The sequence below is a fragment of the Sporocytophaga myxococcoides DSM 11118 genome (genome assembly GCF_000426725.1).
GTDB lineage: Bacteria > Bacteroidota > Bacteroidia > Cytophagales > Cytophagaceae > Sporocytophaga > Sporocytophaga myxococcoides.
In genome coordinates, this window is sequence record NZ_AUFX01000004.1 from 487602 (window position 1) to 499743 (window position 12142).

At 37.9% G+C, this 12142-nt stretch carries 11 protein-coding genes; 1 reads left to right on the forward strand and 10 read right to left on the reverse strand.

All coding sequences use genetic code 11. The annotated features are described in order from the left end of the window. Positions 1-64: 64 nt before the first annotated feature. On the reverse strand, positions 65-577 hold the full coding sequence (locus K350_RS0104955) for a host-nuclease inhibitor Gam family protein (RefSeq protein WP_028978960.1): 513 nt from the start codon (positions 575-577) through the stop codon (positions 65-67). Positions 578-678: 101 nt separating this feature from the next. Further along, complete coding sequence (locus K350_RS0104960; protein WP_028978961.1) at positions 679-1092, reverse strand: hypothetical protein; 414 nt, start codon at positions 1090-1092, stop codon at positions 679-681. A gap of 187 nt (positions 1093-1279) precedes the next feature. Between K350_RS0104960 and K350_RS30780 the strand changes: the two genes are divergently transcribed. Next, positions 1280-1816, forward strand: coding sequence for a helix-turn-helix domain-containing protein (locus K350_RS30780; protein ID WP_051312877.1), 537 nt, complete (start codon positions 1280-1282; stop codon positions 1814-1816). Positions 1817-1942: 126 nt separating this feature from the next. Here K350_RS30780 and K350_RS30785 read toward each other — a convergent pair whose 3' ends face one another. The 8 genes from K350_RS30785 to trpC form a co-directional block, all read right to left on the reverse strand. Continuing rightward, the gene (locus K350_RS30785; protein WP_051312878.1) at positions 1943-4879 is read right to left on the reverse strand and encodes a glycosyl hydrolase family 8; all 2937 of its coding nucleotides are present in this window, start codon (positions 4877-4879) and stop codon (positions 1943-1945) included. Between the two features lie 465 nt (positions 4880-5344). Beyond that, positions 5345-7468: a ferrous iron transport protein B gene (gene feoB / locus K350_RS0104975; protein WP_037573984.1), complete on the reverse strand. Its 2124-nt coding sequence runs from the start codon at positions 7466-7468 to the stop codon at positions 5345-5347. Positions 7469-7557: 89 nt separating this feature from the next. Further along, complete coding sequence (locus K350_RS0104980; protein ID WP_028978963.1) at positions 7558-7788, reverse strand: FeoA family protein; 231 nt, start codon at positions 7786-7788, stop codon at positions 7558-7560. 163 nt (positions 7789-7951) lie between these two features. After that, entirely contained in the window at positions 7952-8674 is a 723-nt protein-coding gene (locus tag K350_RS0104985; protein ID WP_028978964.1) for a 1-(5-phosphoribosyl)-5-[(5-phosphoribosylamino)methylideneamino]imidazole-4-carboxamide isomerase, read from the reverse strand. Positions 8675-8700: 26 nt separating this feature from the next. Next, on the reverse strand, positions 8701-9489 hold the full coding sequence (gene trpA, locus K350_RS0104990) for a tryptophan synthase subunit alpha (protein WP_028978965.1): 789 nt from the start codon (positions 9487-9489) through the stop codon (positions 8701-8703). Positions 9490-9493: 4 nt separating this feature from the next. Continuing rightward, positions 9494-10687 (reverse strand): tryptophan synthase subunit beta, encoded by a 1194-nt coding sequence (trpB, locus tag K350_RS0104995; RefSeq protein WP_028978966.1) that lies wholly within the window; start codon positions 10685-10687, stop codon positions 9494-9496. Further along, positions 10684-11310: a phosphoribosylanthranilate isomerase gene (locus K350_RS0105000; protein ID WP_028978967.1), complete on the reverse strand. Its 627-nt coding sequence runs from the start codon at positions 11308-11310 to the stop codon at positions 10684-10686. The genes trpB and K350_RS0105000 overlap by 4 nt, the downstream gene beginning before the upstream one ends. Positions 11311-11313: 3 nt before the next feature. Continuing rightward, positions 11314-12138 carry an indole-3-glycerol phosphate synthase TrpC gene (gene trpC / locus K350_RS0105005; RefSeq protein ID WP_028978968.1) on the reverse strand — a complete coding sequence of 275 codons (825 nt, stop codon included), beginning with the start codon at positions 12136-12138 and terminating at the stop codon, positions 11314-11316. Positions 12139-12142: the final 4 nt, after the last annotated feature.

Here is a 12142-nt window from a genome sequence, read left to right on the forward strand (position 1 = left end):
GATCATTGAGGACCGTTTGTGTAAGTAGTGTTTTGATCAGGCAACCAAAACACTATATTTAAAATTATTGACTTAATCCCTTCTTTGTGTTGATATAAAAGGTCTCATCTTGATCAACAAATATTCCAATCTTATCAAACATCTGTTTAACTTCGGGATCATTGCGATCAGCCAATAATCTATCCTTTGCAGGTTCTTCAATCTTTCTGATATAATCTGGTAGAAATTCCTTTAAAAGATTAGTAACACTACTCCAAGTATAACCCTTTCTGGTCTTGAGTTTTGGAGCTCCTGTACGAAATCCTAAAACACCATCCTGGAACTTTATACTTTTTTTACCTTTAAACTCTTCTCTATGGCTCTCTGCATAAGAGTGAAGTGCCTCAAAAGCAATTTTCTGTTGTTCCTGCAATTGCTGGATTTCCTCTTTATACTTTTTCTCTATAAAAGAAATTTCTTCATTCTTCTTTGCTAAAAGCTGATTGTGCCTTGTGCTAGCCAGTGCGAAATCTGCAAAGATTTCCTCTGCGGCTGTCCTATTTACAGGGCCGCTAAGCGTTTTCTTAATTCTTGTCATTGTTGATTTATTTAAATGATGCTATAAAAATTCTGTATATAAAAAATAGACTTACACATGTTGATATGATATAAAAAATGAATACCAGCAACTTCCATCTATCAATTGTCTGCATAACACAGTTCCTTTTTTCTAACAACTTCCTTAATTAGCAGATGAATGGCTTCATTGATATAGTCATGCATCTGACAGTAGACAGGGTTTAAGGAAGACAATAAAAATTCAGGACTATTGCTTTCTATATATAGTTGCTCTGCTCCATGACGATCAGGATTTTTCTTTTCAAGGAAATTAGTGAAGTGGATGTCTCTATAGGACCATAATATATTCCAGCACTCCCAAAAGAATTTACTTTCTCTTAATTCCTTATGAAGATCCATTGGTGCATTTTGGAATTTTATATTCTCGATAAACAGACTTCCTTGTAAAAATTGATGTTGACAGTATCTCTCTTCTGTCCATCCCAGGTAGTTTGTAATTGCCAATTTTAAAGAGTCAATCTCTTGTTGAGACATATGGCTAATTAGTGAATTATAATTCATAAAAAATCAAATTACTTTTATACATATTTCCTTTTTTACCATTCAATATTGAGCGAAACATCATGCATTTCAGCGACTATCACAGAAGTATCATGTCTTTTTCCGGAGCTTTTTATTGTTTTTATGTCCATCCTCATTACTTTTGCTGTTGTTCCACTTAATGGTACAACAAAGAAATCCGAAAAAACCGACAAATGCAAATATTTTCGGAAAATATTTTATTTATATGATCTATTTTGGAGAAAATCTATATTTATTAAGAAAAGAAAAAGGCTTAAACCAAGCAGAACTATCTGAAATTATTGGTGTTGGGAGAAATACACTGTCTGACTACGAAAATGGAAAGAGTGAGCCGAATTTGTCGACATTAATAAAAATATCCGAGTTTTTCGGCATTAACATCCATACTTTACTTGTTGAGGCTTTAAATAATGTCCATTCAATTAAAGAAACAGAGAATGGCAAAAAAGTAGAAAAAAATCAACTTAATGATTCTCGTAATCAAGGAAATACCAATTCTGGGGGCTCAGAAAAAACTGAAGAAAGTAAATCTGGAAATGATGATTTGATTGCAGCCCTTCGTATGGTCATTGAAACTCAAAAAAATCTCATAGAAAGCTTAAATTCACATAATTCTATTCTTCAGGAGCGCCTCAGTGAAGTGGAACAAAGGAATAGTATAACTAACAAAAAATAGATAAGGATTAAATATTTATTCTGAGGTGTAAGTAATACCTACCTCTCAATAATAATAGAATGCTAATAAAAAGAGGGAGGCCAGACTTATAAGTCCGGCCTCCCTCTTTTCAATTTATACTTAATTTTATTGCTTAACAAGCTTACATCTGAAGTTGCCTCTATTTGTAATCAGTTCAACAATATAAAAACCTGCCGGATAATCTGCCCCAATAGTTACCTGAGCACTGGAGAATACTTCTTTCTGATCAATCAGAAGATTAGAATTCAAATCATAAACTTTTACCAATGCTTCTCCATTAAGCGTTGACAAATCCATTAAGAATTCATGATTAGAAGGATTTGGGTAAATTTTAATTGATTCAGCCTGGCCGTCATTGATTCCTGCCGGACGAACATCAACTAACTTGGCCGGAGAAGGTGTTGTTCCGCCTGAATTTGAAGCCACAACAGAAACGCTAGCATCGTTATTGCCAAACTTAATAACAACAGTATTGGTACCTTGACCGGATACTATCTGAGCATCGCCACTTACAGACCAGGTATATGTTACACCCTGAACCTGAGTAACTGTATAAGTACCATTTGCACCCTGTCCGATATTATCGGGACCTGATACCTGAGGCTGAGTCGGAGGTGTTGATGTACATGAAGCATTGATCGTTGCAACTACAGGCAACCTCGCACATCCATTTCCTACACTTACACTCCAGTTATAGTAGTAAAGATACCAGCCTTGTCCAACAATCCAATCAGGATCTGTACCCTTTATTGACACAACACCTGAAAGAGTATAAGGATAAGTTGCACCTCCTCCATTTATATTCAATTTAGCTCCTCCGGTAACCTGGCCGTCCATGTAGTAATCTGTACCTTGTGGTATAGAAAATCCCAGATCTAAAACCTGCGAACCTCCAGGGCCTGAAAGAGTAAATGATTTAGATGCAAGAACAGTAGTCTTGTCACTTTTTAGGACTCTTACCGTCAGAGTACCTGCTGCATTTGGGTATACGGTAACAGAATTAAGTGTAAACGCACTAAGTGCGTCAAATTTTAACTTATAGGCATAATCATTTCCATCCCAAATAGTTCCTATAGAATTATTTGCTGGTCCGACGTTGCCTTTTGTTCCTCCACCTGATGCATCCTGCACATAGTAAGTTGTGGTGGAAGAAATTGACGGAGTAGTGAATGTATTGCCTGTCGCAAGGGCACTACCGCCTGAAGTGCCGCTATACCAGCTATAAGGCGCCGTGCCACCAGTAACACTTAAGGTAACTGTTCCTGCAGAAGATCTGCATCCATTGACAGGAGTTGGCAGGCTGGATGTTAATTTAATCTCGTCAGACGTTGAAGCACATCCTGAGATGCTAGCTGTAAGTTTATACGTTGCAGCTTCATTAACATTGGCCAAAGTGCTGCTGGTTGCTCCATTAATGTTGGTTCCACCTTTCTGCCATTGCCAGGTCGTTCCGGAAGGAAAAGAAGAAAGGTTAGAAGGTGAAAGGCTGTAACTTGCCGGATTGCAAAGAACTTTATCTGCGCCTAACGCAGGAGTTTGTAGAGTTGCAGAAATAACAATTTCATCTGTTTCTGTGCAGACCACTTTACCAGAACCATCCACAGAATCACGAACGACAACATAAGTACCTGCGCCATTCGATGCTGTTACACTATAGTTTGCATCTGCAGCATTGCTTGAACTGGTTATAAAAGTAGCAGCAGAGGGACTGGTTCTCTTCCATGTAAATCTGATATTTCCGCCACCGTTTGTTTTTGACTGAAGGGTTACTGGAAAAGAGCTTCCACACATACTGATATCCGCTCCAAGATTTGGTTTTTTGCAGCTTGAAGGAGGAGTAACATTTCCACAAGGATACCACATGTTACCTGTTGCAAGCAATACATAGATAGTTCTTAAAGAATTCTGAAAATATGGAGCATCGTCCAATCTCGAGCCAACATTACCAGAAGTAACAGAATTCTGTGTCCACCAGTTGAAGAAAGAATTTGCATCATCCTGGCTGGATGCCATTGCTGCTAAAGCAAATGCACCTGTAAATGCTGAGTTTCTATAATCCACATTTTGAGAACCATCTCTTTTGTAACCAGCTTTGATACCACTGATTCCCGGACCACTTTTAACCCAACCTGTAAGCTTAGTTAGCCATGTCTTTGCACTAGGAGTTCCCCACCATAGATAGTCGATAGCAACTCTCCATGGTGCTCTTGCAGCATCAAACTGATAATCAGATCTTGTACCACCGCCGTTTTGTTGAATCTTATCACAGTCTCCTGATCCTCCAATTCCACCATCTGAATCACTCCATGCGGGAATCAATCCAGTTGTAGTGTGAGCAGATTTCAGTAATACAGTATAGCTGTCATCAGCAGCTTTTAACCAAAATGAAGATTGATCCGGAACAAACTGAGCGAACGCTCTATAATAACCAGGTGAAAAATAAGAAGGGTTTGTACAGTTACAACCTCCCAACCAGTCCCCAGCTTTTTGAACTGTTAAACCGCTACAAGTTGTAAACTCCCAGTTTTTGATATTAGTGATTAATGTTTTCGCGTCTGCAGCATAAGAACCGGAAGGCCACTGGCAACTAGCTATAACCAGACCCATTGCCGCATCCAGGTCCCCGTCTGTTGCACCATTATCTCCGCAAGAACCACCACCGCAACTAGTCCGACACCAGTTCATCAATCCATGGTTGTTCATGTTATTTTTATAATAGGCCCATAAACCATCAAAAAGCGTTTTGTCACCTCTATATACAGCCAAAAGCATTCCATAGCCTATACCTTCAGAATAAGTTTTACCATCTCCATCTTTTACTCTCGCTGAGCTTCCGCAGGTTTCCACCCATCTTGATTTCCAGTCATTATACCAGGAATCCGCAATAGCAGAAGCTTCTGTTTTGGATTTAACATTTTGCTGAAATCCAAAAGGATAACTCCTGTTTTGAGGATAAGCATAGGTTGGCGTTTGAGCCTGCAATACCTGTATCTGAAAAACAGAAACAAGACAAAGTAGCAATAGGGTAAATTTTCTCTCCATAATAATTAATTGAATGGTTTTCCAAAACCGGTTTATAAATTTATAGATACAAAATAGGATTTAACAATTATTGTTCAGCCAAGTTATAAATTTCATGTAATATAAATACAAAAAAATATGGTTTTTTTCCAATAAGATAGTTATAACAGTCATTTTCAAAATAGTATTTACCCGTCAGTATGAAATTTCAAACTACCCAAAACACAATTTTTTATATGAAAGATGTAATTATAAAGACTTACTAAAAGTGGGTTACGCAGCTTGGGAAAATAAACTTTTACTCAAATAATCTAAAAAATGCAGGTAATGCTTTTGAATAATTTCAAAAAAATTAAGCAATGTAGCGTTTTGAGGAAACTAACGTTAAAAATGGATTAAAAATGAAAAATCATTTAACAGAGATTTTTTGATTTTGGAAGGATCAAATCCTGCAATTTGTCATGCAGGATTAATAAAATGTCTATTCTAGCTAAATAAATGATAAGTAATAAAACTCAAGCCGTAAGCAAGGCCGGTCATATATATTAATTGTAACATTGGCCATGTCCAGCCTTTAGTTTCTCTGCGCACTATCGCGAGTGTACTCATGCATTGCATGGCAAACAAATAAAATATCAGCAATGAAAAAGCAAGAGCTGGAGTATACATTGGTCCTCCGGTTTTAGGATTGATCTCCTCTTTCATCCTTTGCTTAATTGTTGCTTCGTCATCACCGCTGTCTCCGACACTGTATATTGTAGACATAGTTCCGATAAAGACTTCTCTTGCTGCAAAAGAAGTGATGAGTGCCACTCCGATTTTCCAGTCAAACCCTAGTGGTCTGATAACTGGCTCTATAAAATGTCCGAACTGACCTGCATAGGACATTTCAAGTTTTTTACCCGCTACGGCATTGTCAAAATCGGGAGTTGATTCTACAAGCTCAGGTTGTTCCCGCCTAATCTCAGTCACAGCATTCGTTTCTATATCTCCTGGACCATAACTTGCAAGCACCCAAAGCACAATAGAAATCGCTACGATTACCTTCCCAGCTTCAAGAACAAAGGTTTTAACTTTTTCATAAATTGTTAAACCAACATTTTTCCATCTAGGAATTCTATATGAAGGAAGCTCCATTATGAAAAAGCTTCTCTGCTTATTTTTCAGAATTTTATTCATTACAAATCCTGACAGTATAGCAGATAGAAAACCGATAAGGTACAACCCCATCAAAACAATTCCTTGCAGATTAATAAATCCAAGCAAATCAACTTCAGGCACAACCAACGCAATAAGAATTGTGAAAACCGGAATCCTTGCAGAACAACTCATCAAAGGCGTTACAAAAATTGTAATGAGCCTTTCTTTCCAATTTTCGATGCTTCTTGTAGACATGATTGCTGGAACTGCACAGGCGACACCTGATATAAGAGGAACCACGCTACGCCCACTCATCCCGAATGGTCTCATGAGTTTGTCCATGAGAAACATCACTCTGGACATATATCCCGACTCTTCTAAGACAGCAATAAAGGCGAATAAAATAGCAATCTGAGGAATGAAAATAAGTACGCCGCCCAGCCCGGCAATAAGGCCATCTGTAAGAAGATCAGTAAACGGACCAGAAGGAAGATTCTGTTTCAAAGCTCCGTTTATCCATGCAATTCCGCCGTCTATCAAATCCATCGGAAAGGATGCCCACGCAAAAATAGACTGGAACAGCACCAGTAAAATAAAGAAGAATATAAGATAACCGAATACTTTATGAGTGAGTATCCTATCTATCTTAGTTGAAGTTAATTCTTTATCGTCTACGGATTTCTCTTCAACAGTCTCTTTCAGAATACGTGTAATTACATCATACCTGGCGATTGTTTCCTTTGATTGAAAACCTTTAGAATCAAAGCTCCATTTTTTGACAAGTCTTGCGAGCTCTTCTTTTTCCTTTTGGGGAAGCCCACGCATGTTGTCATACTGATGTGCCAGCAAAATTGCCTGATAATCATTTTCAAGAGAAAAGCTCTCTTTTACTTCAGATATAATTCCTGAAGCCAATGGTCCAGGTTTATAATAACTTTCAGGAGGTGTGTGTACCGGACAGGCAATGGCTGCCTTAAGCTCACGGATACCAGCACCAGTTCTCGCATTGATTGCGACTATCGGTACATTAAGTTCTTTTTCAAGTTTAAGGGGATCTATCTTTATCCCATGCTGCTCTGCAAGATCAAGCATATTCAGGACAAGAATGACGGGAAACCCAAGATCCCTGATCTGGGTGAATAAAAGCATGTTCCTCTTAAAAGTAGAGGCATCTATAACAACAAGAAGAAGGTCAGGAGAAGCGGGGTCCTTTTTGCTATGCAATAGATCAAGGACTATCTGTTCATCGAGTGATTTGGGATAAAGACTATAAGTGCCCGGAAGGTCAATTATTTCAGCATATAGATTGTCACTGATTTTACTCGTGCCAACTTTTTTATCTACAGTGACCCCGGGAAAATTTCCGATTTTTTGATTTAAACCGGTAAGGTGGTTAAAAAGAGAAGATTTACCGGCATTAGGATTACCCAGAAGGGCAACTTTTAACCTCGTTGTTTTTTCAATAGACATATCCCAACAGAGACCAGGAATTTAAAGCAGGATAACCGGAATATCCGGCACTCAAATTCAGAGGTTAATTTTACTTGAATGTTAACTAACTATCGCAGCATTACAGTTGCTGCTTCTTCTAATCGTAAAGAAAGATTATATCCGGAAACTTTTATACAAATAGGATCACCTAAAGGAGCTTTATTGCTCAACTCCACCATACAACCCGGCAAACAACCCATCTCAAGCAGCTTCAGAGACATTTCTTCGTCATTGAAACAACAGACGATTCCTTTTTCTCCGATTTTAAGATCTGCAATGCTTTTTTTGGGTTCGCCCATGCTTATTTAGACTGATTTCAAACAAATTTACTACCTAAACGTGAAGCAAACAACAATGATATTGCTTTTACAAAAATAAAAATTCTAATATAAGATTAACTAAAAGTAAGAAAAGTCAGGGGACTATTACAAAAAAAATAATTGGGACCTAATAAAGACTCCTTTAGCTAAAGTACTTTTCAAGATCCTTTAATTTAATCATACCTTCATAATACGCTTTGGCGAATATCACTCCATAAACCCCAAGATCCTGAAGCTTATCAATATCTTCTACAGATCTAACACCGCCGCTTGCCATTAATTTAATATCAGGAAATTTATTAAGTATCCTTTTATAAAGGTCAAATGGAGGACCAGCAAGGGAATCATCACAGGTAATATCCGTACATTTTACATACAAAATTCCCTGATTATGAAAATAATCCACTAAGTCGAGCACATCAACTTCAGTACTTTTGGACCAGCCTCTGGTAGCTATTTTGTCATTATTGACATCTGCTCCCAGGATTATTTTATTTCTACCATAGGAAATAATCCAGGAAGAAAATAAATCCTTGTTGTTCACTGCGATAGTAGAGGCATGGATAGCATTTGCCCCATGTTCAAAGGCCAGTCTGATATCATCGTCATCATTGATACCTCCACCGAAGTCAATAGCAAGATCCGTATAACCAGCTATCGTTTCAATGACCTCCTGATTCATTATCCTACCCTTTCTTGCCCCTTCAATATCAATCAGGTGAATTTTTTTAATGCCATGATCCTGAAATTTCAAAGCCATATCCAGAGGTCGCTCATCATAGATTTTAATGTTATCAAGGTTTCCGTTCTGAACCCTTGCTACTCTGAGCTTTACAACTGATATTGCCGGAATTATCTCGATCATGGCAGTATATAAAATTTAAAAACGTCTTATCTGATACCTTTTATAAAAACGTCGATATCCTTCTCCAGGTTTTTGCTTCCTGTAATCGCCTTTACAAATGCACTTCCTATAATTGCACCTTTAGCATAATTCGTTGCAAAGGCAAATGACTCTTTATCCCTCACATTGAATCCAATCATTAAAGGATTCTTCAGTTTGGATCCTTTTAATCTGGAAAAATATTCTTCCTGCTGCTTGATATCTTTTGTATTTCCAGTAGTACTGTCTGTAGAAACTGCGTAAATAAATCCAGTTGCATGATCATCAATGAGTTTTAAACGCTCTGGTGAGGTATGCGGAGTTACAAGGAAAATATTCGAAAGGTTGTTCTTTTGAAAGATCTCTTCGTAATCCTCCATATATTCTCTAACTGGTAAATCCGGGATAATTACTCCGTCAATACCCACAGCAGCAGCATCTTCACAGAACTTTTCAATACCATATCTCAAAACAGGATTGATATAACCCATTAGCAACACAGGTATATGAATCTCTTTACGCATGTCTTTGATCTGCTCGAAAAGTCCTTTAATGGTCATTCCGTTTTCGAGTGCAATTTCGCTGCTTCTCTGAATTACAGGACCATCAGCCAATGGATCAGAAAACGGCATTCCGATTTCCACCATATCCACGCATGCATTCTGTAAAGCCCTTAAAACAGGAAGAGTGTCATTCAAAGCAGGATAACCCGCTGTGAAATAAATATTAAGCAATGGCTTTTGATTCTCGCTGAAAGCCGCAGTCAATCGGTTTTTTACCTGAATTTTAGTATCCATTACCTTAGTCTTTTAAAAATTCTTCTTTTCTGGTTATATATGTCATCAGATCTTTATCACCTCTACCTGAAAGGTTCACTACAACAGTATCTGATGGTTTAAGATTTAATTTTGCCATAGATGCTATCGCATGTGAAGATTCAAGAGCAGGAATAATTCCTTCCAGCTTGCTCAATAAGACTGCAGCTTTAAATGCTTCTTTGTCAGTGATTGCTAAAAACTCAGCTCTTCCTGTTTCAAATAAATGACTGTGAATTGGTCCGATCCCAGGATAGTCAAGACCTGCAGATATTGAATGTGCTTCTACGATCTGACCATCTGCTGTCTGCATCAATAAAGTTTTGCTTCCATGCAACACTCCTGGTTTTCCAAGAAAAGTCGTTGCAGCTGAATAACCTGAATCTATGCCCATTCCTGCAGCTTCTACTGCCACAAGTTTAACATCCTTTTCATTCAGATAATGGAAAAATGCACCTGCAGCATTACTACCTCCACCAACACATGCAATTACATAATCTGGATTTTCTGAGCCAGTCTTTTCTTTCAACTGAGCTCGAACTTCTTTACTTATTATAGCCTGGAATCTTGCAACCATATCCGGGTACGGATGTGGTCCTACTACAGACCCAATGATATAATGTGTATCGGAAGGGTTATTGATCCAGTCCCTGATAGCCTCATTGGTAGCATCTTTTAATGTTTTGCTGCCGGAAGTAGCTGGCACAACTGTTGCGCCAAGCATTTTCATACGCTCTACATTGGGCTTCTGACGTTCCATATCGATTTCGCCCATGTAAACGATGCAGTCAAAACCCATTAAAGCACAAACCGTAGCTGTTGCAACACCATGCTGTCCGGCGCCGGTCTCTGCTATAATCCGTCTCTTCCCGAGTCTCTTAGCAAGAAGGATCTGGCCAAGCGTATTATTTATTTTATGTGCACCGGTATGACAAAGATCTTCTCTCTTAAGATATATATTTGCTTTAAAGTGTTCTGAAAGTCTCTTAGCAAAATATAAAGGTGTAGGTCTTCCCACGTAGTCCTTTAAGAGATTGTTATACTCTGTGATAAAGGATTCCTCATTCATAATTTTGAGGTATTTATCCTTTAGTTCTTCTACATTGGGGAAAAGCATTTCAGGAATGTATGCACCCCCGAAGCTTCCATAAAACCCGTTTTCGTCTACTGTAAAATTCATAATGCTTTTAGCTTTTGAGCAAATGATGTTATACTGTCTATATTTTTTAAGGCAGGTGTGATTTCAAACCTGCTGTTTACATCAATGGCGTGAATATTTAAACTTTTGCTTAGATCCGAAATTTCTCCCAGATGTTCTTCGCCAATTCCTCCGCTTAAAAAAAGCGGAATTTCATTATCATAATCTTTTAAAACAGACCAGTCAAATCTTTGGCCGCTGCCACCATAAGCTTCTGTTTTTGTATCCAGAAGAAAATAGTCCGATACTTTTTTAAACCTATCCAGTTCATTTGACGGCAATTGGTTGTTGACAGAAAAGACTTTAATAACCTTGAGTCCCAGACTCTTCAGCTCCTCAGCCTGATCAGGAGATTCATCTCCATGAAGCTGAATTAAATTAAGGTCCAGAGCTTTTGCGTGTTTGATAATTTCATTATTCTCTTCATTTACAAAAACTCCAACCTTTTGAATATTAAAAGGTTTAATGAAAGATATAGCTTCATCATCACCCACAAACCTTTTGGACTTTTTATAAAAGATAAATCCAATATAATCCGGTCCAACCTGAATTAATTGCTTAAGGTTTTTTTCCTCCCTCATCCCGCATACCTTGAGCTTAATCATTTCTTAAATAGGTTTTTTGGTTTGAAATTGCTTCAGCTGTAATTCTCTTAATTCATTTGTAAAAGCTCCAAATGCCTCTCCCGGATTAGAATTCTTCATAAAATTCTCACCGATTAGAAAGCCTTCAAAGCCATATTCCTTCAGCTGAAGAATGGTTTTAACATCATGAATGCCACTTTCAGAAACCTTGATAAATCTATCAGGAATCTCTTCCGAAAGCTTATAGGAAGTTTCCAGGCTCACTTCAAATGTCTTTAGGTTTCTGTTGTTGACACCAATAGCATCTATTTCATCCCAGTGATTAGCCTCCAGTTCTTCAAGATCATGTACTTCCATCAAGATTTCCATCCCCAGGCTTTTAGTAAAGGCAGCCAGCGCTTTAAGTCTTTGAGGCTCCAGTACTGCAGCAATCAGGAGAATTACATTTGCTCCCATTGATTTTGCTTCCAGTATCTGATATTCATCTATAATAAATTCCTTCCTTAAAATCGGACATTTGATTACATCTCTTGCATGAAGTAAATCTTCATCTGAACCGCCGAAGAAATCTATGTCTGTCAAGACAGAAACTGCGCTTGCTCCACAATTATCATATGCAGAAACAACTTCTTCAACAGTAACCCTGTCATTGATTACTCCTTTAGATGGTGACTTTCTTTTAAACTCAGCTATGATGCCTGTTCTTGACGGATCTGTAAGAAACTTTCTGAAAGAAATATTCGGCAACTCGAAGTAAGCCGACTTTTCAAGCACACTTGCAGGAGTGAGCCTTTTTCTCTGCTCTACTTCCTTTATTTTGCGCTCGATGATTTTATCAAGTATGTTCATATTA

Coding starts and splice junctions, on each gene's coding strand:
- feoB (WP_037573984.1), bottom strand. CDS start 7,468: ATGTCTATTGAAAAAACAACGAGGTTAAAAGTTGCCCTTCTGGGTAAT.
- K350_RS0104955 (WP_028978960.1), bottom strand. CDS start 577: ATGACAAGAATTAAGAAAACGCTTAGCGGCCCTGTAAATAGGACAGCC.
- K350_RS0104960 (WP_028978961.1), bottom strand. CDS start 1,092: ATGTCTCAACAAGAGATTGACTCTTTAAAATTGGCAATTACAAACTAC.
- K350_RS0104980 (WP_028978963.1), bottom strand. CDS start 7,788: ATGGGCGAACCCAAAAAAAGCATTGCAGATCTTAAAATCGGAGAAAAA.
- K350_RS0105000 (WP_028978967.1), bottom strand. CDS start 11,310: ATGATTAAGCTCAAGGTATGCGGGATGAGGGAGGAAAAAAACCTTAAG.
- trpA (WP_028978965.1), bottom strand. CDS start 9,489: ATGGATACTAAAATTCAGGTAAAAAACCGATTGACTGCGGCTTTCAGC.
- trpC (WP_028978968.1), bottom strand. CDS start 12,138: ATGAACATACTTGATAAAATCATCGAGCGCAAAATAAAGGAAGTAGAG.
- K350_RS30785 (WP_051312878.1), bottom strand. CDS start 4,879: ATGGAGAGAAAATTTACCCTATTGCTACTTTGTCTTGTTTCTGTTTTT.
- K350_RS30780 (WP_051312877.1), top strand. CDS start 1,280: ATGGTACAACAAAGAAATCCGAAAAAACCGACAAATGCAAATATTTTC.
- K350_RS0104985 (WP_028978964.1), bottom strand. CDS start 8,674: ATGATCGAGATAATTCCGGCAATATCAGTTGTAAAGCTCAGAGTAGCA.
- trpB (WP_028978966.1), bottom strand. CDS start 10,687: ATGAATTTTACAGTAGACGAAAACGGGTTTTATGGAAGCTTCGGGGGT.